19 protein-coding genes are annotated in these 23,458 nt (G+C 61.1%); 8 read left to right on the top strand and 11 right to left on the bottom strand.

Features of this window, described 5'->3' with window-relative positions:
• Positions 1 to 321 precede the first annotated feature (321 nt).
• The 9 genes from arnT to CD175_RS06880 form a co-directional block, all read right to left on the bottom strand.
• Positions 322 to 2,043: a lipid IV(A) 4-amino-4-deoxy-L-arabinosyltransferase gene (gene arnT, locus CD175_RS06925; protein ID WP_104448264.1), complete on the bottom strand. Its 1,722-nt coding sequence runs from the start codon at positions 2,041 to 2,043 to the stop codon at positions 322 to 324.
• Positions 2,044 to 2,218: 175 nt separating this feature from the next.
• Positions 2,219 to 2,875, bottom strand: coding sequence for a lipopolysaccharide core heptose(II)-phosphate phosphatase PmrG (gene pmrG, locus CD175_RS06920; protein ID WP_104448263.1), 657 nt, complete (start codon positions 2,873 to 2,875; stop codon positions 2,219 to 2,221).
• A 530-nt stretch (positions 2,876 to 3,405) separates the two neighbouring features.
• On the bottom strand, positions 3,406 to 3,963 hold the full coding sequence (locus CD175_RS06910) for a PqiC family protein (RefSeq protein WP_104448261.1): 558 nt from the start codon (positions 3,961 to 3,963) through the stop codon (positions 3,406 to 3,408).
• 17 nt (positions 3,964 to 3,980) lie between these two features.
• Complete coding sequence (locus CD175_RS06905) at positions 3,981 to 5,657, bottom strand: PqiB family protein (RefSeq protein WP_104448260.1); 1,677 nt, start codon at positions 5,655 to 5,657, stop codon at positions 3,981 to 3,983.
• The gene (locus CD175_RS06900) at positions 5,638 to 6,294 is read right to left on the bottom strand and encodes a paraquat-inducible protein A (RefSeq protein WP_095967088.1); all 657 of its coding nucleotides are present in this window, start codon (positions 6,292 to 6,294) and stop codon (positions 5,638 to 5,640) included. The genes CD175_RS06905 and CD175_RS06900 overlap by 20 nt, the downstream gene beginning before the upstream one ends.
• Complete coding sequence (locus CD175_RS06895; RefSeq protein ID WP_104448259.1) at positions 6,291 to 6,887, bottom strand: paraquat-inducible protein A; 597 nt, start codon at positions 6,885 to 6,887, stop codon at positions 6,291 to 6,293. Before CD175_RS06895 ends, CD175_RS06900 begins: the two co-directional genes overlap by 4 nt.
• A 242-nt stretch (positions 6,888 to 7,129) precedes the next feature.
• The gene (locus CD175_RS06890) at positions 7,130 to 8,431 is read right to left on the bottom strand and encodes an NAD(P)/FAD-dependent oxidoreductase (protein ID WP_104448258.1); all 1,302 of its coding nucleotides are present in this window, start codon (positions 8,429 to 8,431) and stop codon (positions 7,130 to 7,132) included.
• A complete protein-coding gene (locus CD175_RS06885) occupies positions 8,428 to 9,516 on the bottom strand; it encodes a polyamine ABC transporter substrate-binding protein (protein ID WP_104448257.1) in 1,089 nt (362 codons plus the stop codon). Before CD175_RS06885 ends, CD175_RS06890 begins: the two co-directional genes overlap by 4 nt.
• Positions 9,517 to 9,668: 152 nt before the next feature.
• The gene (locus tag CD175_RS06880; RefSeq protein ID WP_007974329.1) at positions 9,669 to 11,027 is read right to left on the bottom strand and encodes a glutamine synthetase family protein; all 1,359 of its coding nucleotides are present in this window, start codon (positions 11,025 to 11,027) and stop codon (positions 9,669 to 9,671) included.
• 161 nt (positions 11,028 to 11,188) lie between these two features.
• Here CD175_RS06880 and CD175_RS06875 point away from each other — a divergent pair, with 161 nt between their 5' ends.
• Positions 11,189 to 12,121 (top strand): helix-turn-helix domain-containing protein, encoded by a 933-nt coding sequence (locus CD175_RS06875; protein WP_104448256.1) that lies wholly within the window; start codon positions 11,189 to 11,191, stop codon positions 12,119 to 12,121.
• Here CD175_RS06875 and CD175_RS06870 read toward each other — a convergent pair.
• Both CD175_RS06870 and CD175_RS06860 read right to left on the bottom strand, forming a co-directional pair.
• Positions 12,118 to 12,714, bottom strand: a complete 597-nt coding sequence (locus CD175_RS06870) for a cupin domain-containing protein (protein ID WP_102700077.1) — start codon at positions 12,712 to 12,714, stop codon at positions 12,118 to 12,120. The two genes, CD175_RS06875 and CD175_RS06870, sit on opposite strands and share 4 nt — an antisense overlap.
• Positions 12,715 to 12,876: 162 nt before the next feature.
• Positions 12,877 to 14,838: an oxidoreductase gene (locus tag CD175_RS06860; RefSeq protein ID WP_104448255.1), complete on the bottom strand. Its 1,962-nt coding sequence runs from the start codon at positions 14,836 to 14,838 to the stop codon at positions 12,877 to 12,879.
• A 316-nt stretch (positions 14,839 to 15,154) separates the two neighbouring features.
• Here CD175_RS06860 and CD175_RS06855 point away from each other — a divergent pair, with 316 nt between their 5' ends.
• From CD175_RS06855 to CD175_RS06825, 7 genes are all read left to right on the top strand, one after another.
• Positions 15,155 to 16,204: an ABC transporter substrate-binding protein gene (locus tag CD175_RS06855; protein ID WP_104448254.1), complete on the top strand. Its 1,050-nt coding sequence runs from the start codon at positions 15,155 to 15,157 to the stop codon at positions 16,202 to 16,204.
• Positions 16,205 to 16,364: 160 nt separating this feature from the next.
• Positions 16,365 to 17,153 (top strand): class II aldolase/adducin family protein, encoded by a 789-nt coding sequence (locus CD175_RS06850; protein WP_104448253.1) that lies wholly within the window; start codon positions 16,365 to 16,367, stop codon positions 17,151 to 17,153.
• Between the two features lie 162 nt (positions 17,154 to 17,315).
• The gene (locus tag CD175_RS06845) at positions 17,316 to 17,963 is read left to right on the top strand and encodes a TetR family transcriptional regulator C-terminal domain-containing protein (RefSeq protein ID WP_007974341.1); all 648 of its coding nucleotides are present in this window, start codon (positions 17,316 to 17,318) and stop codon (positions 17,961 to 17,963) included.
• A 92-nt stretch (positions 17,964 to 18,055) separates the two neighbouring features.
• Positions 18,056 to 18,772, top strand: coding sequence for a response regulator (locus CD175_RS06840; RefSeq protein ID WP_104448252.1), 717 nt, complete (start codon positions 18,056 to 18,058; stop codon positions 18,770 to 18,772).
• Positions 18,773 to 18,777: 5 nt separating this feature from the next.
• The gene (locus CD175_RS06835) at positions 18,778 to 19,551 is read left to right on the top strand and encodes a substrate-binding periplasmic protein (protein WP_104448251.1); all 774 of its coding nucleotides are present in this window, start codon (positions 18,778 to 18,780) and stop codon (positions 19,549 to 19,551) included.
• Complete coding sequence (locus CD175_RS06830) at positions 19,548 to 21,803, top strand: ATP-binding protein (protein ID WP_104448250.1); 2,256 nt, start codon at positions 19,548 to 19,550, stop codon at positions 21,801 to 21,803. Before CD175_RS06835 ends, CD175_RS06830 begins: the two co-directional genes overlap by 4 nt.
• Before the next feature lie 208 nt (positions 21,804 to 22,011).
• Positions 22,012 to 23,436, top strand: a complete 1,425-nt coding sequence (locus tag CD175_RS06825) for an amino acid permease (protein ID WP_104448249.1) — start codon at positions 22,012 to 22,014, stop codon at positions 23,434 to 23,436.
• Positions 23,437 to 23,458: the final 22 nt, after the last annotated feature.

Below are 23,458 nucleotides of genomic sequence, written 5' to 3'. Positions count from 1 at the left end.
ATCCAAATGAGAAAATAACGTCAAAAAAACCGTTAATACATGTAATTGTCATTCAGATTAGCAGCAGTGTGCCAGCCGTGGTGCGACTCGTCGATTAAACGATGTCGTCGATCAGGATAGGACGCTGCCCCCGACTGTCTTTTTCAATCACCCGATGCCAGTTGCTGCTGGCCCCGCGTGGCGTTCATCGGGGTTGCGAAAGGATAGCTCGGTGATTGCCGGCGTGCCGGGGAACGGGTTCAGCCGCTTCCACCCATCGTCAACGGCTCCACCGGGGGAGCGTAGGGCAGAGGCCTTGCGGTCCTTTTTCTGGCCTGCCTGTCAGGGCTGGATTGGCGGGAAGATCAGGACCTGCATATTGCCGCGCTGATAACGCGTGCCGTCGGCAGGTAGTGCCTCGACCTCCTGAACCTCATCGACGCTGTTGACCCGCATTACCACCCCGACCGAGCCTTTCTTGCGCGCCTCGGCCATCCATTGCCCGATATCTTGCAGGGTCACCTTGCGTTCGGCGGCAGCGGGATCCTGGAGGCCGTATTTCATTTCACCGGCGACGTTGTAGAGCGCTACTTCCGGTCGCCGGGTCAGCCACGACATGGCCGAAGCTGCCCCCAGGTCATTGCTCAGCAGCGTGGTGGTCTGGTTCAGGCTGTCCAGGTGTTCGGAGATAAACCGGTCGGGCATCTTGCTGTCGACGATCTGAGCCGGCATGGCGGCGGGTAGCAGCGCCACCAGCAGCCAGATGCCGAGGGCCGGCATCGCCCATAACGTCAATGGCCGCAGGATTTGCAGGGCGTTGGCGATGATCCAGCCCAGCAATACGATGAATGCCAGGGACAGGCTGAACATCTCGGTATTTTCGAAGATCTCTTTGCTCAGTTGCAGGTACAGCAAGGCCGTCAGGGCCGTCGTGGCAATGACGACGTTGAGCCATCCGTTGAAGCGAATCGTCCGTCCCCGTGCCTGTTGCAGCAGGCGAGTCAGGGCATCCCCCATCAGCAGCGCCAGCGGCAACAGGCACGGCATGATGTAGGTTGGCAACTTGCCGCTGCTCATGCTGAAAATCGCCAATGGCAACAACAACCAGAGCAGGAGAAAACCGCTGACGGGCTGACGCTTGTTATTCCAGGCCTGGATGAGGGTTGTTGGTAACAACACAGCCCAGGGCAGGACAGAAACGACCAGCATCGGCAGGTAGAACCACCACGGACGGGCGTGTTGCGCATTGTCGGCGGCGAAGCGGCGTACATGTTCGTTCCAGAAAAAGAAATTCCAGAAGTCCGGTTCCTGATAATGAATGACCAATGCCCAGGGCAGGCAGACGGCCGCGGCGACCACGACAGCCAGTGGCCCGTAACGCAACAGCTCGCCAATACGACGTTGCCAGAGCATGTAGGGCAGGGCGATCACCGCCGGCAGCAGCCAAGCCAGGAAGCCCTTGGTCATGAAGCCCATGCCGCAGGCGATGCCCAGGACCACCCAGGCAACCAGGCGGGCACGCGTGGTGCGGCTGTCGATGGCAAACCACAGGGAGACCAGGCTCAAGTTCACCCAGAGGGTGAATTGCGGGTCGAGGTTGGCATACCCGGCCTGACCGGCAATCAGCCCGAAACTCATGTAAAGCAGCGCGCAGGCAAAACTTTTGCGCGGATCGCCCCAGAACCGGCGGGCAATCAGCCAGGTCAGCCAAACACTCAGCCCGGTGCTCAGCGCCGACGCGATGCGCACCCCGAACAAGTTGTCGCCAAACACTGCCTGACCGATGGCAATCATCCAGTACCCGGCAATCGGCTTCTCGAAATAACGAAGGCCCATGAAGTGCGGCGAGATCCAGTTCCCGCTTTGCAGCATTTCCTGGCTGATCTGCGCATAACGGGTTTCGTCGGGAATCCACAGGCCGTGGCTCATCAGGGGTAGTAAGTAGAACGCTATGAACGCCAGAACCAGGGCGAACAGCATCCAGCGCTCATTGGCAGGTGTCGTTGGTGCGAGCAGGCGGGAAGAATGGCCGACAAAATCCGGCAGTGGCTGATTTGACGTCATGTCTTGACCTTGGCGCTGAAAAGGCTGATTGAAGAAGGATGTGCAAACTTGCAAGAGAGAAAAGCGGGATGATATTGAACGGCGAGAAGTTCATTCATGTTTCTCGCCGTTTGTTCAGCTGTTATTCAGTCAACTTTGAAGTAACTTGTTGCCAAAGTTTTCGCTGAGTAATGACTCAGTCTTTTTCTTGTCGCAGAGTATTCCAGTCTTCGGCATTCACAATGCCGAGCACTTGCAGCTGCCCATTACCATCGATGTGGACAAACAACGAGCTGCCGTACTCGGCGTCCTTCGCCGCGTGTTTGAGGCCAGTCTGCTGTTCAAAGTCCGCGATACAACCGCTGTGGGTCACCAGCACCAGGTTGCGATGGGCCACCTTGTGCGCCACGACATCGTTACGCAGGGTCGTGCCGCAGGTGGCCAGCCATTCCTGGGTCCGAGGGTCGCTGTTGAACATGTAATGCGCGGTCTGCACAGTGCGTGTAACGGGGCTGGACAGGATGTCGGTCTGCGACAGACCCAGGTGTGCCAGACCTTGCCCGACAACGGCGGCCGCTTCACTGCCGGCACGGGTAATGCCGTCAGCCGGCCCCAGGCAAGGATTGCTGGAACGGTCGCACCGCTCGGCATGGCGAACCAGCACCGCGATCTCGCCGGCGTTCCATTGTTGCAGCAGTTGGGCCCGGGCTTGCGCACCTTCCTCGGCCAGGTTGTTCGGGGATTTCGGCCACAGGACAAAGCCGGTGACCAGCACGGCGATGGTCAGTGCGCTAATGGCCACGACCGATTTGGACAGGCGCGAAGACGGTTTACGCAAGACGGAGTCGACCAAGTTTGTCCACCATTGAAGCGCCAGGGAAAGTGCTGTTGAACAAAACCTGAAACAGCACAAAAAATTTCGCCGAAACCAAGTTCAGCGAATTAACTGGAGCCCAAGTTAAATCTGCGCAGGTGTCGGAACGGTGAACAGAATGTGAAAAAATTGCAGAGGGGGTTGTGGCAGGTAATTAGTCAACTACTGGAAATTGTTATCTTTTACTCTTGCGTGGGATGGCAGCGCTAAAAAGAGGTTCTTCGCGCAATCCCGGGAAACACCAATAACGCAATACCTGTAGGAGCCAGCCTGCTGGCGATGGACTCAAGCGCGCCGCGTTCATCCAGGTCACACGCGTTATCGTTAACGACCATCGCTGGCAAGCCAGCTCCCACAAAGGACCATGCCCACGCCGAAACTGTAGGAGCCAGCTTGCTGGTGATGGACTCAAGCGCGCCGCGTTTATCCAGGTCACACGCGTTATCGTTAACGACCATCGCTGGCAAGCCAGCTCCCACAGGAGCCAGCTTGCCGGCGATGGATGGCCTTCAGGACGAAGGGCAGCTCGCCTGTGGTCGGGTGGCCGCCTGGCTGATCAGCGCGGCCAGGCGTTTGATATTGTTTTGCTGGGCCAGTACCAACTCATCGACACTCGCGCCTGACGGCGTTTGCAAGGTGCTGCGGCAAATCACCTGTGCCTTGTTGCCGGGCTCTGCACTGCGCAGACGCCATATCACGTCCATCAGCGCATATTGACCGGGGACAGAGTCAAAACGCTGCACATCGACCCGTACCGAATACTTGCCCTGTACGGGACTGTTGCTCAGTTGATCGGCCAGCGCACTGCGCAATTCCTCCACGAGGGTTGCGCCCCACCAATGGGTTTCGAGGATCGCCAGGGTACTGTTGCCCTCGCGAATGACGATCTGCGCCCGATCGACCTGAGGCGGCAAGCTTATTGTCTCGATCTGAATCACCCCGACGGTGGTCGTGGAATGATTGCCCACCTGGGCCGGGGTCAGGGTGTGGAACTGAATCGGGTCACTGCGGCAGGCGGCGAGCAGCAACAACGCGGTGAACACGGTGAACTTCAGCGGAAAAGCCATGGGTGTTGCTCCTGTGCTCAATTGCGCGGTGGCCCTTGCAGATCCATGGGCGCGGCATTGTTCGGGCGGCCGCGAAGCAGCGACTCCGGATGCCGTCCCAGGTAATCCGAAAGATCACGCAAGGATCTCGACGTGCGTCCCAGTTCATCCAGGGTCTGCCCCAGTTTTTCCCGTTGCGGCGAGTCGTCGGCCAAGGTCGAACCGGCGGATTGCAGGGTCGTATTGGCGGTTTCCATCGTCTTGCTGAAGTCCGACAGAGTGCTTTGCACGCCAGGCAGGATCTTGCCGTTGAATTGCGCCATGCCCTTGCGCAGTTCGACAAGATTGCCATCGAGATTGCCGGCGATTCGCTCGATCGGCAGTTTGTTGATCTTGTCGACCATGGCTTCGAGTTTTTCCTGCAATTGCTCGAGGCTGCCCGGAATGGTCGGAATCATGACCGGACGTGCCGTTGCATCGAAAGCGACTTTTTCTGCCTTGGGGTAGAAGTCCAGGGCGATGTACAACTGGCCGGTCAGGAAGTTGCCCGTGCGCGCCTGGGCACGCAGGCCATTATCGATAAAGGTGCCGATCAGGCGTACGCCAGCCGCTTCGTCATTGGGGTCATGATTGAGCGCCTTGAGCATCTTGTCATGGGCCTTGCCCAGGCGTTGTGGGTAAATCACGATGCCGACGTTGACCGGAAAGGACCGAATCTTCTCGTCGTAATCCAGATTGACCGACACCACCTTGCCGATTTCCACACCAAGGAATTCCACCGGAGCATCCACCTTGAGCCCGCGCATTGCCTGGTCGAAGCGCATGGCCAGGTACTGCGGCTTGCCGTTTGGCGGGGCGAGGGCGGTTTGCTGGTCGTCGAACAGTTCGTAGGCGTACTCCGCAGCGGCCGGTTTATCGCCTGGGCTGTAGTCGGGTGCACGGAAGGCAATGCCGCCCACCAGCAGGGAGGACAACGATTCGGTCTTCACCGCAAACCCGTTGGCGCCGACGTTCACGTCAATGCCGCTGGCGTTCCAGAATCGGGTGTTTTCGGTAACGTACTTGTCGTTGGGGGCGTGGATGAACAGCTCGATGTTCACGCCTTTGCCATCCGGGTCCAGCGCGTAGGCCACCACCTGGCCCACCGGGATCTTGCGGTAGTAGACCGGCGAGCCGATATCCAGCGACCCCAGGTCCTGGGTGAACAGGGTGAAACGCTTGCCTGGCTCGCCGTAGGTGATGGGCGGCGGGTTTTCCAGCCCCGTGAAGCGTTTTGCCCGGCCGTTGGCCTGGCCGATATCGGCACCGATGTAATCGCCCGACAGCAGCGTATCGATACCGGACACGCCACCCGCGCCAATGCGCGGGCGCACGACCCAGAACTGCGAATCCTCGCGGGTAAAGCTTTCGGCCTGCTTGGCCAGCTTGATGGTGGCGTTGACACTCTTCTGGTCATCGCTCAGTTCCACATCCGAGACTTGGCCAATCACCACATTACGGTACTTGACCTCGGTTTTATTCGCCGTCAGGCCGCTCCCTGTCTTGAACGTGACAACGATGGTCGGGCCTTGCTGCAGAATGCTGTGAACCACCAGCGAAATACCCACCAGCACCGCGACGATGGGCACGATCCAGACCAGCGAAACGCTGAAACGGCGGGTCTTGATCGGTGCCTGCCCAGGGGCTTGCGGCCCGTCAGTGGCTTGCGACTTCATCCGTGACCTCCTCATTGTGTGGGTTTTCCCGCTCTTTATCCCAGATCATGCGTGGATCGAAACTCATTGCCGAGAGCATGGTGAACACCACAACCAGACCAAAAAACAGAATGCCCGGGCGCGGCTCGATGTCGGCCAGGGCCTGGAATTTCACCAGCGAGGCCACCAGGGCGACCACGATCACATCGAGCATCGACCAGTAGCCGATGACCTCGACGAAGCGGTACAGCGTCGAACGCTCTTTACGTGCCCACTCGCTGTCGCGCTGCACGGTGATCAGCAGCAAGGTGATGGCGACGAACTTGATGCCCGGCACCGCGATACTGGCAATGAAAATGATCAGGGCGATGTCCCAGGCCCCGGCTTCCCAGAACTCCAGCACGCCGCTCATGATCGTGCTGTCGGCGCCGTGGCCGACCATTTCGGTGTTCATCACCGGCAACAGGTTGGCCGGGATGTAAAACACCAGGGCCGCGATCATGTAGGCCCAGGTGCGGGTCAGCGAATTGGTTTTGCGCCGGTGCAGCGGCGCACCGCAACGCTCGCATTCGTGAGGCTCGTCAGTCATGTCGCAAGCCAGGCCGCAGGTGTGGCACAGGCACAGGTTGAGCTCGTCGGCGTACGGAGGCGTGCTCATACAATGTCCCACAGTTCGCGGATGTCGCGCCCGGCGATGCGGATCATCATCAGGCTCAATACGGCCAGGGCAAACAACCCGATACCGGGCAGCACATCAAGCAGCCCGGCGAGTTTGATCACGGCGACCATGGCGCCCAGCAAACAGACTTCAAGCATGCTCCAGGGCCTGAGGGTTTCCAGCCAGCGCATGCAGAACTTGAATCCGGGTGAGCGTTGTCCGGAGAGTGCGAAGCCCAGCACCCAGATCAACAGCAACAACTGGAAGATCGGCGCGATGATCATGGCGATCGCCGCCACCATGGCGATGAAGGTGATAGGCCCCAGGCTCAGGGCCAGCACCGAGTCCCAGAGGGTGGCGCTGTGCTTCGAGCCTTTGAGGCTGATGCTCATCACGGGATAGAAATTGGCGAAAATCCACAGCATGAGCGCGGTAAAGGTCAACGCAAGACGCTGCTCCACCGTGAGGCCGTTATAGCGCTGAAGCACGCCGCCGCAGCGCGTACACAGGGTTTTCTGATGTTTGGCGAGCGTGACTTTTTGGTAAACGCTGTCGCAGTGCTCGCAGATGATCAGTTGATCGGTAGTTGCCATGGGTCAAGCTCAACAAGAGGCAGGAAATTCAGAGCACCCCCTCAATATAGAAGTGCCTCGCAATTGAGCAAATCGAAAGTCGAAACAAGGGGATGGAGGGCGTACCGGATGTTGCCCAAAGCATTGTGGGAGCGAGCCTGCTCGCGAAAGCGGTTTATCAGGTAGCCATTCTTTTGCTGCTAAATCGTCTTCGCGAGCAGGCTCGCTCCCACCGGATGAATCTGCCTTTCAGGAGAATTGTGTCAACCCAGCATTTCCCGCATCCGATACCAGAACATGCCAAGGGCCAGCAGTGGTGAGCGCAGGGCGCGTCCGCCGGGGAAGGTCATGTGCGGCACGGCGCTGAACACGTCGAAGCCTTTGCTGTGCCCGGCATGGATCGCTTCGCCCAACAACTTCGCGCACCAGTGGGTGACGTTCAGGCCATGGCCGGAGTAGCCCTGGGCGTAGAACACGTTCGGGTGCTGGCTCAGGCGCCCGACCTGCGGGAAGCGGTTGGCCGAGATGCCGATCATGCCGCCCCACTGATAGTCGATGCGCGTTTTGGCCAGTTGCGGGAACACCTTGAGCATCTGCGGGCGCATGTAGGCCGCGATGTCCGCCGGGTCGCGCCCGGAGTAATGACAGGCACCGCCGAACAACAGACGCCGGTCAGCCGAGAGCCGGTAGTAATCCAGGCCGACTTTCTGGTCGCACAGCGCGACGTTGTGCGGGATCAGTTGCCTGGCGGCGTCTTCCGACAAGGGTTCGGTGGCGATGATGTAGCTGCCCGCCGGGAGCACCTTGCCACTGAGCTTCGGTTCCAGCTCTTCCAGGTGGGCATTGCAAGCGAGCACCAGCGTGGCCGCACGTACGGTGCCACCGGCACAGCGCACCTGCACCGTGCTGCCATGGATCAACTCCAGCACCGGGCTTTGCTCGAAGATCTGCACGCCAAGGGACTCGGCGACTTGCGCTTCGCCCAGTGCCAGGTTCAGCGGATGCAGGTGGCCCGAGCCCATGTCGACCAGGCCGCCGGCATAAACGCTGGAGTCCACCACGTGCTCGCGGATCTGGTCAGGTTCGATCAGGCGGGTTTCATGGGCGTAACCGGACTCGAGCAATTCGGCGTGTTCGGCCTTCAGCCCGGCAAAATGCGCCGGGGTGTTGGCCAGTTCACAGAAGCCCCAGCGCAGGTCGCAATCAATGCCGTGTTCGCGGATGCGATGGGCCACGACTTGCACCGATTCGACCCCGGCCTGTTCCAGGTACTGCACGCCTTCGGCGCCCACATGTTTGGCAAAGCCGCTGACGTCATGGCCGATGCCGCGTATCAGCTGGCCGCCATTGCGCCCGCTGGCGCCCCAGCCAATCCGCCGGGCCTCCAGCAGGACCACCGAGAGCCCGCGCTGGGCCAGCTCGATGGCGGTGTTGATGCCGGTGAAACCCGCGCCGACCACGCAGACATCGGCCACCAGGTCCGAGGCCAGCGCGGGACGCTGCCTCATGCCCTTGGCGGACGCCGCGTAATAGGAGTGGGTATGTTCCTGGGTGTACTGATTCATTTGTTGGACTTCACTTTGCTCCACGAGCGGGTCATCAGACGCATGATCGACTGTGGCGGCGTGGTGGAGATGTAGAGTTTGTCGAGGACCTCCTGGGGCGGATACACCTCGGGGTTGTTGACCAGCTCGGGGTCCATGTACTGCTTGGCGGCCGGGTTCGGGTTGGCGTAGCCGACCGACGCGCTGACCTTGGCAATCACTTGCGGGTCCAGCAGGTAGTTGATGAAGGCGTGGGCCTCTTTCGGATTGCTGGCGTCGGCGGGGATGGCCAGCAGGTCGAACCACAGGTTGGCGCCTTCCTTGGGAATGGCGTAGGCGATGTTCACGCCGTTCTTGGCTTCCTTGGCGCGGTTGGCGGCCTGGAACACGTCACCCGAGTAACCGAACGCCACGCAGATGTCACCGTTGGCCAGGTCCGAGACGTACTTGGAGGAGTGGAAGTAGGTGATGTAAGGACGGATCTGCAGCAGCTTGGCTTCGGCCTTCTTGAAGTCCTCAGGGTTTTCGCTGCGCGGGTCCATGCCCATGTAATTGAGGATTGCCGGGAACACCTCATCCGCCGAGTCCATCATCGACACGCCGCAGGCGCTGAGCTTCTTGATGTTTTCCGGTTCGAACAGCACAGCCCAGGAGTCGATCTTGTCGATGCCCAGCACGGCCTTGACCTTGTCGACGTTGTAGCCGATGCCGTTGGTGCCCCACAGGTAGGGCACCGAGTGGGCGTTGCCCGGATCGTTTTTCTCCAGCAGCGCCAGCAGTTTCGGGTCCAGGTTCTTGAAGTTCGGCAACTGCTCGCGATCGAGCTTGAGGAACGCGCCGGCCTTTACCTGGCGGGCGAGGAAGTGGTTCGACGGCACGACCACGTCATACCCGGTGCGACCGGCAAGCAGTTTGCCTTCCAGGGTTTCGTTGGAATCGAAAACGTCGTAGATCACCTTGATCCCGGTCTTGGCCTGGAAGTCGGCGAGGGTGGTTTCGCCGATGTAGTCGGTCCAGTTGTAGACACTGACCTGGGGTTGGGCCTGGGCAATGGCGCTGAACAAGGCTGCCAGGGCGAGCGGGACGACGGATTTCAATAGACGCATATCGATACCTTCTTGGAATTATTGGATTCTTCAGGCAATTCTTTGGTGTTTGAGCGGCCGTCTTCGCGAGCAGGCTCGCTCCCACAGGGGAATGCATTCCAATTGTGGGAGCGAGCCTGCTCGCGAAGGGGCCCTTGAGAACAGCGCAGGCCTCAGACGCTCAGCATCAGGAACTCACGCTCCCACGAACTGATCACGCGCTTGAAGTTCTCGTGCTCGGCGCGTTTGACCGCGACGTAGCCCCGTACGAACTTGCTGCCCAGGTAGCGGCTGATGGTGTCGCACTCTTCCATCTGGGTCAGAGCGTCTTCGATGGTGATCGGCAGGCGCAGGTTGCGACGCTCATAGGCGCGGCCCTGTACCGCGGCGCTTGGCTCGATGCGTTCGACCATGCCCAGGTAACCGCACAGCAGGCTGGCGGCGATGGCCAGGTAAGGGTTGGCGTCCGCGCCCGGCAGGCGGTTTTCCACGCGCATGGCGTCCGGGCTGGAAGTCGGTACGCGCAGGCCGACGGTGCGGTTTTCTTCGCCCCATTCGACGTTCACCGGTGCCGAGGTGTCCGGCAGGAAACGGCGGAACGAGTTGACGTTCGGTGCGAACATCGGCAGCACTTTCGGGATGTACTTCTGCAAGCCACCGATGTGATGCAGGAACAGCTCGCTCATGTTGCCATCGGCATCGGCGAAGATCGGCTGGCCGGTGGCAATGTCCACCACGCTCTGGTGAATGTGCATGGCGCTGCCAGGCTCGTCGCCGACCGGCTTGGCCATGAAGGTTGCCGCCACATTGTGCTTGAGCGCCGCTTCACGCATGGTGCGCTTGAACACGGTGATCTGGTCGGCCAGGTCCAGTGCGTTGCCATGACGGAAGTTGATTTCCATCTGCGCCGGGCCGTCTTCGTGGATCAGCGTGTCGAGGTCCAGGCCTTGCAGTTCGCACCAGTCGTAGACGTCTTCGAACAGCGGATCGAACTCGTTGGCCGCGTCGATGGAAAACGACTGCCGACCGCTTTCGGCACGGCCCGAACGGCCCATCGGCGCCTTGAGCGGCAAGTCCGGGTCTTCGCAGCGCTGGGTCAGGTAGAACTCCATTTCCGGCGCGACAATCGGCCGCCAGCCTTTGTCGGTGTACAGCTGCAGGACTTTCTTCAGCACGTTGCGCGGCGACAGCTCGATCGGGTTGCCGAACTTGTCGAAGGTGTCGTGGATCACGATGGCGGTCGGCTCGATGGCCCATGGCACCACGTAGACGGCGTCGGCGTCCGGCTTGCAGACCATGTCGATGTCGGCCGGGTCGAGCAGGTCGTAGTAGATGTCGTCGTCGACAAAGTCCCCGGTTACCGTTTGCAGAAGGACACTTTCCGGCAGGCGCATGCCTCGCTCATGCAGGAACTTGTTGGTCGGTGCAATTTTGCCGCGTGCAATGCCGGTCAGGTCGCTGACAACGCACTCGACTTCGGTAATCTTGTGATCTTTCAGCCAAGTGAACAGCTGATCGAAAGGGACATTCATAAAGACCTCGTTATTGGTTTTATTAACGCCAGGAGAGGCCGGTTTCATCCGCCGGACACTTCCCCTGTAGCGCGTTGAGGTCTATCTTGGGCGAGCCTTGCGGTTCCATCTATCCACTTTAAGCAGCACAAAGCGCACCAAAAGAGTGCGTAAGGTCACCCATGACAGGTTCCAATTCCCTCCAGGTCCAAGCCTTCAACACCGCCGATGTCGCCGAGCAAATCCGCGCCACACCGGGTTGGATTCAGCATTACCAGCAGATGTCGCCGGGGCATTTCGCGGGGTTGGTGCGCTATCTGGATCTGCAGGGCGTGGAGATTTACGAAGAGTCGATGAACACCCGGGTCGAGCAGAATTTCAGTGCGCCCCAGGGCTCGTTGTCGTTCTGTTTCGATCGCGGCGACAACGCGCTGTACGTGTTGAATGGCGAAAGTCGCAACATCTGGATCACCCCGGAGAACTACCAGGAAATCGCCGTGGTGTTCGGGCCGGAGTTCGTAAAACGCCACAGCCTCGACATCGCCCGGCTCGAAGGGCTGTTCATGGCGCCGCTCAACTCGCAGCAGAACGCGCTGTTCTGCCGCTGGCTCAGCGGGACCCTGACGCGGCTGTCGCAGACCTTCGATCCACCGAGCCGCGAAGCGCTGACCCAGCAATTGCTGGAAGACTGTCTGTTCATTCTCGACAACGCCTGTGTCGGCCTCGACCAGGGCGCGTTGCAGCGCCGTGCCGGAGAGCGGGCGATCATGAAGCGGGTAGGGGAATGGGCGGCGGACACCCCGGAAGAACACCTCAACCTGCTGGAACTGTCCCAGGTGGCCGGGGTTTCACTGCGCCAGTTGCAGCATGCATTCAAGACCTACACCGGCATGGCGCCGACCCAATGGCTGCGCCTGCGCCGCCTCAACAGCGCCCGCCGCGAACTGCTGAACCGCACGCCCACGCAAACCACCGTGGCCGAAGTGGCGATGCACTGGTCGTTCTGGCACCTGGGGCGATTTTCCAGCAGCTATCGCGCGCTGTTCAAGGAACTGCCGAGCGACACCCTCAAGCGTGCGAGTGTCGCGCAGCCCATCGGGCGCGGCCGGCGTTAAAACGTCGGCGGCGTAATCACCCAGATCACCACCGCGTCCACATCGCCGGGGTTGCCGTAGCGGTGCGGTTCCTGGCTGGAAAAGCTGAAGCTGTCGCCTTCATTGAGCTGGAAATGGCGCTCGCCAACCCACAGTTCGAAGCTGCCGGACAGCAGAAACCCGGCTTCTTCGCCTTCATGGCTGTAGCTTTGCTGGCTGTAGGTGCCAGGCGGGAACCGTGAGTGGAGCATTTCCAGTTGGCGGTTGGCTTGCGGGGTCAGCAACTGGTCGACGATGCCGTCTTCGTAATGCACGTTCAGGCGACTGTTCTTGCGCACCACCACGCCATCGTCTTCAGGGGCGGTAACTGCTTCACTGGCGAAGAACCACTGGATGGTGACACCGAGGCTGCGGGCAATGTTGAACAGCGCCGGAATCGACGGGTAGGCGAGGTTGCGCTCCAGCTGGCTGATGTAGCCGGCCGTGAGTTCGCTTTGTTGCGCCAGTTCCGCGAGGGTCATGCCCCGGCGTTTGCGCAGGCCGCGAATGCGTGTGCCGAGGAAATGCGGTTCGGCGCTGCCGGTTTCGGACGGTTTCTTGCTGTTATTGCTCATGCTGAGTTCCAAACCCGGGTCTTCGCTACACCCCTGTAGGAGCTGCCGCAGGCTGCGATCTTTTGATCTTGCTTTTCAAAAACAAGATCAAAAGATCGCAGCCTGCGGCAGCTCCTACACAGAGCGATCATGTGTATGTAAAGCCCCGGAGTATAAACAGCCTTAAAGCTCCCACGCGACTTTCAGGCCTTCATAAATCGCTTCTTCGGCGGTGCGCGGCGCCAGGCAGTCGCCGATGCGGCGAAACTCCACCAGCCCTTGCAGCTCGGCACCCAGCGTATCCACGGGTTGGTGACCCTGACACAGCACCAGCGTATCGATGTTCTCCATCAGCATCGGCTCGCCGCTGGCGGTGTGTTGCAGGTAGACCGTGTTGTCATCGCAGCCATACAGCCGCGCGTACGGCGTGATTGGCACGCCCAGTTTATGCAGCTCGCCAGCCAGTTGATCACGCACGTACAGTGGCAGGTTTTCCCCGCAATGGGTGCCGTTGACCGCCAGTTGCACCTGATGCCCGGCGCGTACCAGGCGCTCGGCGATGCCGGGGCCGATCCAGTCGCAGCGCCAGTCGATCACCACCACCGAGCGGCCGATCTGTACCTCGTCGCGCAAGACCTGCCAGGCATCCACCACCTGCAATTCACCGCCACGCTCGAAGCTTGGCCAGTAGGGCTCGGCACCGGTGGCGACGATCACCATGTCGGGTTTTTCCTGCTCCACCAGCGCCCGATTGACCCGCGTATTGCGCACCACGCGTACCCCGGCCAGCTGCATTTCCCGCTGCAGATTTGTGCTGGCGCCGCCAAACTCACTGCGCCGTGGCAGCAACTGCGCGAGCAACACCTGGCCGCCGAGTTGTGAACCGGCCTCGTACAGGGTCACGTCATGTCCGCGCTGGGCGGCGACAGCGGCTGCTTTCATCCCGGCCGGGCCGCCGCCGGCGATCATGATGCGTTTGCGATTTATCGCCTGTCGGCGTTCGGCAAAAATCAGCTCGCGGCCGGTTTCCGGGTGCTGGATGCAGGAAATCGGCAAGCCCTTGTGAAAGTGCCCGATGCACGCCTGATTACAGGCAATGCACGCGCGCACGTCTTCGACGCGGCCGGTGTCGGTCTTGTTGGGCATCTGCGGATCGCAGATCAGCGCCCGGGTCATGCCGCACACGTCGGCCTGGCCGCGAGCCAGAATCAGCTCGGCCTCCTGGGGCTGGTTGATGCGCCCGGTGACGAACAGCGGAATGTTCAAGCCGGCCTTGAACGTCCCGGCTTCCTTGGCCAGGTACGCCGCCTCGATCGCCATCGGCGGCACGATATGCACCGCGCCGCCAAGGGAGGCCGAGGTGCCGGCGACGATGTGCACGTAATCGAGCTGCGCTTGCAGTGACTGTACGGCAGCCAGGGATTCGTCTTCGGTCAGGCCCTCGGGGTCGCGCTCGTCGGCGGAAATGCGCAGGCCGATGATGAACTGTTCATCGGTCGCCGCACGCACGGCTTCGATGACTTCGCGCAGAAAACGCAAGCGTTGTTCCAAATCTCCGTTGTAACCATCGGTGCGCCGGTTGACTCGCGGATTGATGAATTGCGCCGGCAGGTAACCATGGCTGGCAACTACTTCGACGCCATCGATCCCGGCCTGATGCAGGCGGCGGGCGGCAGCGGCATAACCGGCGACGATCTCGTCGATCATGGCCTGATCGAGGGCGCGGGGCATCACCCGGAAACGTTCATTGGGCACCGACGAGGCCGAATAGGCCACCGCCAGCAGGCCATCGCTGGACTCCATGATCTCCCGCCCCGGATGGAACACCTGGGACAACACCACGGTGCCGTGGGCATGGCAGGTTTGCGCCAGTTTGCGATAGCCCTCGATGCACGCATCGTCGGTGGCCATCAGCACATGGGAGGTGTAGCGCGCACTGTCGTGCACACCGGCCACTTGCAGCACGATGAGCCCGGCACCGCCTTCGGCACGTGCCCGGTGGTAGGCGATCAATTGCTCGTTGACCAGATTGTCGGTGGGCATCGAGGTGTCGTGACCGCTGGACATGATGCGGTTTTTCAGGCGCTTGCCACGGATTTCCAGGGGGTCGAACAGGTGCGCGAAGGCAGGTGTCGAGGTCGGCATGGTGCGGGTACTCCAGGCAGGCTGACCTGTGTAGGAGCGAGCGTGCTCGCGATGGACGTTAACGATAACGCTGGGTACCTGACACCCCGCGGCGTTCTCAGGTCCATCGCGAGCAGGCTCGCTCCTACAGAGGCATCAGGTTTTCGGTTGTTATTATTGTGCTATAGAAATTTACCTTCAGTAAAAAATCAACTTGTTTTTTTACTGCGGCGTGGAGTAATTTCATTTCGAGCCCGCTCCCGGGCCGTACCTCACAACAATAAAAAAAGGGCTGCGCCGACCTCTGTCCGGGCGGCACCTGCAAGAGGAACCCTCGATGAAATCGCACACGCTCAAGCACGGTTTTTATCCCTTGGTGTTGTCCGTGGCCATGGGCCTGGGCAGCGCTCAGGCAGCATCGGACATGGTGGTGGTCGGATACGGCGGAGCCGGACAAAAAGCCCAGGACGTGGCGTTCTTTCAACCCTTCGCCGCCGTGGATCAAAGCAAGGTGATCCAGAGCGAATACAACGGCGAGATGGCCAAAATCAAAGTGATGGTCGACACCGGCAACGTCGACTGGGACGTGGTGCAGATCGAAGGCCCCGACCTGATGCGCGGCTGCGAGGAAGGCATGTACGAGCGCCTGGACTGGACCCGCCTGGGCCACGCCGACCAGTTGATCCCGCAAGCGGCACAAGAATGTGGTTCCGCCGCACTGGTGTGGAGCGTAGCGATTGCCTACGACACCGACAAACTGGCCCAGCCCCCGACCTCCTGGGCAGACTTCTGGGACGTGAAGAAGACCCCCGGCAAGCGCGGGCTGCGTAAACGCGCGGTGTACAACCTGGAATTCGCCTTGCTCGCGGACGGCGTGAAAACCGAAGACGTCTACACAGTACTCGGCACCCCGCAAGGCGTGGACCGGGCATTCGCCAAACTCACTGAACTCAAGCCTTACATCCAGTGGTGGGAGGCGGGCGCGCAACCGCCGCAGTGGCTGACCGCCGGCGACGTGGTGATGACCTCGACCTACAGCGGACGCATCGCCGACGCCGCGCAGAAAGGCAGTCACCTCGGCCTGGTCTGGCCCGGCAGCCTGTACGGCATGGACTACTGGGCGATCATCAAAGGCTCCAGACACGTGGACCAGGCCAAGCGATTCATCGCCTTCGCCAATCAGCCGGACGCCCAGGTCAATTACGTACAGCAGATCCCTTACGGCCCGACCAACATCCAGGCCGCCGCACGGCTGGACGACAAGCTGGCGCAATGGGTGCCCACCGCACCGCAGAACCTCAAGGGCGCGCTGTCGATGAACGTCGGCTTCTGGGTCGATCATGGCGAAGAGCTGGAAGAGCGCTTCAACGCCTGGGCCAGCAAATAACCTGGCGCGGACTTTGTAGGAGCTGGCTTGCCAGCGATGACGATCTCATGGTCCGCGCAAGTTTCAAGGCCGCCTTCGCTGGCAAGCCAGCGCCTACAGAAAAGCGTTAGTGGGCGGCTGTACACTAGCGCCCAGCCACTCAGCCTGGAGAACCACGACAATGAACAACATCGCCAGCCACCTGGCCCCTGAGCGCAGCGCCACCGAGCAGCGCCTGCGTGAGGAACTGGCGGCCTGCTACCGCCTGATTGCGCACTTTCGCATGACCGACCTGATCTTCACCCTCATCTCGGTGCGCATTCCGGGGCCGGAGCATCACTTTCTGATCAACCCCTACGGGCTGATGTTCGACGAAATCACCGCTTCCAACCTGGTGAAAATCGACCTCGATGGCCACGCCGTAGAGCCATCGCCGTACCCGGTGAACCCGGCCGGTTTCGTGATCCATAGCGCCATCCATGGTGCTCGGGAAGACGCGCAGTGCGTGCTGCACACCCACACCAAATCCGGTTGTGCGGTGGCGGCGTTGAAGTGCGGGCTGTTGCCCGTGAACCAGATTTCCATGGAGTTCTACGGCCGCGTCGCCTATCACGACTACGAAGGCGTAGCGCTGGACCTGAGCGAGCAACAACGGCTGGTGGCGGACCTGGGCGACAAGTCGGTCCTGATGCTGCGCAACCACGGTTTGTTGACGGTGGGCGAAACGGTGAGCCAGGCGTTCCTGCGCATGTACTATCTGGAAAAAGCCTGCGAAATCCAGTTGGCCGCGCAAGCGGCCGGTGAAATTGTTTTGCCGTCGCACGAGGTCTGCGCGCACACCGAACGGCAGTTCAATGATCCGGGGCGGCCGTTGGAAGAGGGCGAGTTGAACGATCCGGATGCCATGCAACTGGCCTGGGCGGCGTTGTTGCGGATGCTGGACCGAGTGGCGCCGGGTTACCGCGACTGATCCAGATCCTATGTTGTCTGAGCGAGCTTGCTCGCGATGGGCGCGCCACGGTCTGCCAGACTGGCAACTGACTGGAGACAAGGCCCTCTCTTGCTGTACAGTCGTTCAGCCCATCGCCAACCCGCGCAGGCCCAAACGATTGAACCAAGGAGCGTGTCGCCCATGAACCAGGAAGCCCGTTTTTCCCGCATGGAACCGGAGTTGCGCAAAGCCAACCTGATCGAGGCGACGCTGGTGTGCCTCAAGCGTCACGGCTTCCAGGGCGCGTCGATCCGCAAGATTTCCGCCGAGGCCGGGGTCTCGGTGGGGCTGATCAGCCATCACTATTCCGGCAAGGATGAACTGGTGGCCGAAGCCTACATGGCGATCACCGGGCGGGTCATGACCCTGTTGCGCGACGCCATGGAACAGGCCGCACCGAATGCCCGGGAGCGATTGTCGGCGTTTTTCCGCGGTTCGTTTTCCGCCGAATTGCTCGATCCGCAGCTGATCGATGCCTGGCTGGCGTTCTGGGGTGCGGTGAAAACCGCCGAGGCGATCAACAAGGCCCACGATCATTCCTATGGCGAGTATCGCGCCATCCTGCGCAAGGTGCTGGCGGAACTGGCCCAGGAGGAGGGGTGGGAAAACTTCGACGCCGACCTCGCCGCCATCAGCCTCAGCGCCTTGCTCGACGGCCTGTGGCTGGAGTCCGGGCTGAACCCCGGGACCTTTACCCCGGAACAGGGCATTCAGATCTGCGAGGCCTGGGTCGATGGTTTGCAGGCCGGTGGACGCCAGCGCTTTTGCGTGCAGACGAGCGACTGTTGATCAGTTGTTCAACACTGGATACTCTCTGGCGCCGATGCGGGAAAACACTCTAATAAGAAACTGGCCTTCGGGCCTGAGCCGGACACCAAGCGATGACTCCTCGGGTACTGATCGTCGATGACGATCCGCTGATTCGCGATCTGCTGCACGCCTACCTGTCCCAGGAAGGCTACGACGTCCATTGCGCCGCCACGGCGGAACTGGCGGAAACCTTCCTCGCCAGCCAGGCCGTCGACCTGGTGATGCTCGACATCCGCCTGCCGGGCAAGGACGGCCTGACCCTGACCCGCGAGCTGCGGGTGCGTTCGGAGGTCGGGATCATCCTGATCACCGGGCGCTTTGATGAAATCGACCGCATTGTCGGCCTCGAATGCGGCGCCGATGACTATGTGATCAAACCCCTCAATCCAAGGGAACTGGTGTCCCGGGCGAAAAACCTGATTCGCCGGGTACGTCATGCGCAAATGCCACAGCCGGCCGTTGCGCTGGCTAAACCGGTCAAGCAGTTCGCCGATTGGGCGCTGGACACCGACCGTCGGCGCCTGATCGATCCATCGGGCAACGAAACCCTGCTGACCCACGGCGAATACCAGTTGCTCAGCGTGTTCCTGCGCAACAGCGGCCACACCCTCAGCCGCGATCAATTGATGGACCAGATCCGCAACCGCGAATGGGTGCCCAACGACCGCTCCATCGACGTGCTGGTCGGACGCCTGCGTCGCAAGCTGCACGACGACCCGGCCGAACCGCAGTTGATCATCACCATTCACGGCGCCGGTTACCTGTTCACCGCCGGCGTGGCGGCCTGAACCGGATGGCGCGATGGCTTTGCCTGCTGGCGCTGCTGGTGACCGGCCATGCTGTCTCGGCGGAAAGGGTTCGCTATTGCGACTACCCGGTGTACCCGCCGATTTCCTGGAGCGATGGCAAACAGGTGCGCGGCCTGGCGCCGAGCGTGGTGAAGCACCTGTTCGGTCAGTTGGGTTATGAGGTCGAGGTAGTCGTGCTGGGCAACTGGAAACGCTGCCTGCTGGACGCCGCCGAAGGCCGGGTCGATGTGGTGCTGGCCTACAGCACCGCACAACGGGAGCAAAGCATGCTGTTCTCGACGGTGCCGGTATTGCGTGAAGAAGTGGCGCTGTTCATCAACCGTCAACACCCGGTGAAATTCGAACAACTGGACGACCTGGCCCATTACCGTGGCGGCCTGTTGTTCGGTGAGAGCTATGGGGTGGAGTTCGATCGCATGGTCGCGCGCAACAACAACATCGAATGGGTGTCCGACAGCCACCAGAACTTCGGCAAGCTGATTCGCGGGCGCATCGACTTCATCACCCAGGAGCGGCGCACCGGCCAGTTGTACGTGGAAAACCTGCCTGGTGGCCAGGACATCGTCGCCTTGCCCAAGGCCTTGAGCGTGGACTATCTGCGGGTTGCCGTGTCGCGGCGCTCGCCCCTGGCCAATCGCATGCCCGAGATCAACGCGCAATTGCAGCGCATGGTCGATGCCGGCGACATCGAGCGCTGGCTCAACGAAAGCGAAGTGACCTACCGCGACATGATCAACCTGCCGGCGGATGCGCAATGATTCGCGCGCGTCCCGGTGGACTGTTGCGACGCCTGTTGCTGTTCATTCTGTTATTCAGCCTGTGCTTCACCGTGCTGGCCAGCAGCGTGCAACTGTACATCGAGTATCGACGGGAAATGCGCGACATCGATTCGCGCATGGAACTGATCCGCGCCGGCTACCTGGCCAGCCTGGAACGCAGCCTGTGGGACTTGAACCAGGAGCAGCTGAACGTGCAGTTGCGCGGGCTGGTGGACTTCTCCGACGTCGCGCGGGTGCACTTGACCAGTGCCGATTTCGACCTTATACAGGGCAACCCCGAGCCGGTCGGACCGCTGCGTATCGAGCGCTTTGCCCTGGACTATCAGCCGCCGTCCGGCCCGTTGCGCCACTTGGGCGAACTGGAAGTCAGCACTGATCTGGGGGCGGTTTACCAGCGTCTCTACGCCACCGGTTTGACCAGCCTGTTGTGGATGGCGGTGTTTCTCTGCGGTCTGGCCGTGGCGTTGTCGGGCTTGTTTTATCGCCTGGTGACCCGACACCTGAAAGTCATGGCCGAGTTCGCCCGGCGCATCGCCGCCGGTGAATGGCAGGAACCCCTGCAACTGGACAAGCGCCGCGGTAGCGACGAAATCGATACCGTGGCCCATGCCCTGGACGACATGCGCCGGGCGATCCTGCACGACATCGAGCGCCGGGAAAGCGATCGCCTGGCCTTGCAGGACAACCGTGACGAACTGCTGAAAATGGTCGAGCGCCGTACAGCCAGCCTGATGCGCGCCAAGGATGAAGCGGAAGCGGCCAACCTTGCCAAGTCGCGGTTCCTGGCGACCATGAGCCACGAACTGCGCACGCCCCTCAACGGCATCCTCGGCATGGCCGAACTGTTGCGCGGTGCGCGCCTGGATGCCCGGGACGGCAAGCGCCTGGATGCCTTGCACAAGGCCGGCGAAGGCTTGCTGACGATCCTCAACGAAGTGCTGTATTTCGCCAAGCTGGAGGAGGGCGTCAGTCATCCCGAGCCGGTGGATTTCTCGCTGCGCCAGTTGCTCGACGAGGTGCTGACACTGCTGGAACCGCGAGCCTTGACCAACGACACGATCCTCAGTTGCCGGGTCGACCAGCGGATTGCCGAGCATCACCATGGCGCCGAGCAGTTCCTGCGCCAAGTGCTGAGCAACCTGCTGGCCAACGCGATCAAGTTCACCGAAGGTGGCGAAGTCAGCGTCCAGGTGGCGCTTCTCAGCGAAACCGGCGAACAAGTGGGACAGCGGCTGCGGGTCAGTGTCACTGACGACGGCATCGGCATAGCCCCGGCGATGCAGGCGAAGATTTTTGAGCGTTTCACCCAGGCCAGCGAAGAAGTCGCGCAACGTTTTGGTGGCACCGGGTTGGGGTTGGCGATCTGCAAACACCTGGTGGAACAGATGGGCGGCTGCATCGGCGTGGACAGCGAAGAGGGGCGCGGCAGTTGTTTCTGGTTCGAGCTGTCCTTGCAGCCGGCCAGCGGCGTGGCTGAGGCCCCGCCGGTTCGGGCGGCGGGGCCGGCACTGGATATCCTGGTGGTCGAAGACGTGGCGCTCAACCGCGAAGTGGCCAAAGGTTTGCTGCAGCGAGACGGCCACCAGGTGTGGCTCGCCGAAGAGGCGGATCAGGCGCTGCAACACTGCGCGACGCAGGTTTTCGATTTGCTGTTGCTGGACGTGCATCTGCCGGGCATCAGCGGTGTCGAGTTATGCCGGCAGATCCGCCACAGCGACGGGCCGAACCGCCATACGCGCATTTTCGCCCTGACTGCCAGCGTGCAACCGGCACTGGTGCGCGGTTATCTGGAGGCCGGCATGGACGGCGTCCTGGCCAAGCCCTTGAAGCTGGAAAACCTGCGCCAGGTGCTGGAAGGGCGTACTCACAGCGCCGGGGCGCTGATGAGCGATGAAGCGATGGACTGGCCGCTGTTGCAGACCCATCGCACCTTGCTCGGTGAGCAGAAGGTCCAGGGTCTGCTGGCGGTGCTGCGCGACTCGATCCTTCAACACCGCGATGCGCTGCATGAAGCCATGGCCGCCGATGACTGCACAGAAGTCGCGCAACTGGCGCACCGTCTGGCCGGCAGCTGTGATTCCCTGGGTTTCAGGGCCTTGGCCAGCACCTTGAGGACGCTGGAAACCCTGGCGTTGGCCAACGATGAATCGGACATCCAGCGCATGAGTCCCGCGCTGGATGAGCAATTGCAGCACTCGCTCGATACCCTCAAAGGCCTGTTGCAGAGCTGACGTACAAATTTGTTACGACTTTGTACAACTTCGATCTTTACGGTCAACGCGAACTTACATGGCTTTCCAATAATCGACGCAACCGCCGCAGCGCGGTCTTCGAAGCTTATTGGAGATAATAATAATGAATTGCCGTAAAGCTGATCCCTCCCTGCGCCGTGACGTCCTGTCATGCGCTGCGCTCCTCACTGACTGCTGAGGTGCCGACATGAACGAAAATACAGATCGCAGCACCCAGCAAAAAGGCATACAGCTGACCCGCGCCCTCAAGAGCCGGCACATCTTCATGCTGTCCCTGGGCGGCGTCATCGGTACCGGGCTGTTCATGGGTTCCGGTGTGACCATCAACCAGGGTGGCCCGGTGGGGGCGATCCTGGCTTACCTGGTCGCGGGCTTCCTGATGTACCTGGTGATGGTCTGCCTGGGCGAACTGTCGGTGCAGATGCCGGTGTCCGGTTCGTTCCAGACCCACGCGACAAAATACATCGGCCCGGCCACCGGGTTCATGATCGGCTGGGTGTACTGGATGAGCTGGGCCACCACCGTCGGCCTGGAATTCACCGCCGCCGGCATGTTGATGACCCGCTGGTTCCCGGCGGTGCCGATCTGGTACTGGTCGGCGCTGTTCGTGGTGGTGCTGTTCGGTATCAACGCCATGGCCACCCGCGCGTTCGGTGAAGCCGAATACTGGTTCTCGGGGATCAAGGTCGCGGCCATTCTCGGTTTCATCGTGGTCGGCGTGCTGGTGATCTTCGGCGTGATGCCCCTGAGCAGTGGCGCACCGGCACCGATGGCGACCAACCTGATCGGCGATTCGCTGTTCCCTAACGGTCTGTCCGCCGTGTTCGCGGTGATGATGACCGTGGTCTACGCGTTCCAGGGTTGCGAGATCATGGGCGTGGCCGCCGGTGAAACCGACCAGCCGGAAAAGAGCATTCCCCGCGCCGTGCGCAACGTGGTGTTCCGCGTGCTGATTTTCTATGTGCTGGCGATTATCGTGCTGTCGGCCATCGTGCCATGGCAGCAGGCAGGACTGATGGAAAGCCCGTTCGTGCAGGTGTTCGACATGGTTGGCATTCCCTACGCCGCCGACCTGATGAACTTCGTGATCCTCACCGCGATCCTGTCGGTGGGCAACTCCGGCCTCTATGCCTCGACGCGCATCCTGTGGGCGATGTCGAAAACCGGCATGGCGCCGAAAAGCCTGTCGCCACTGAGCAAGCGCGGCGTGCCGTTACGCGCCCTGAGCATCACCTTGTGCTTCGCGCTGGTGTCGCTGATGACCAGCTTCGTCGCCGCCGACACCTTGTTCATGGTGCTGATGGCGGTGAGTGGCATGTCCGGCACAGTGACCTGGATCGTCATCGCCCTGGCGCAGTACAAGTTCCGCAAGGCGTACCTGCGTGACGGCGGCAAACTCAGCGACCTGAAGTACCGCGCACCGTGGTTCCCGGTATTGCCGCTGATGTGCATCACGCTGTGCTGCTCGCTGTTCGTGTTCCTGGCCCTGGATGAAACCCAGCGTCCATCGCTGTATTGGGGCTTTGGCTTCATTGCGCTGTGCTATGGCGCGTACTTCCTGATTCATCGCAAGCGTCAGGGCGTGCTGGCACCGAGCTTGCCGACTGTTTAATTCCTTCAATCCAACACATTCC

It is taken from the genome of Pseudomonas laurylsulfatiphila (assembly GCF_002934665.1).
GTDB classification, from domain to species: Bacteria; Pseudomonadota; Gammaproteobacteria; order Pseudomonadales; family Pseudomonadaceae; genus Aquipseudomonas; species Aquipseudomonas laurylsulfatiphila.
Note: the sequence above shows the minus strand (reverse complement) of the source record. Positions and strands in the feature narration are given on the sequence as shown.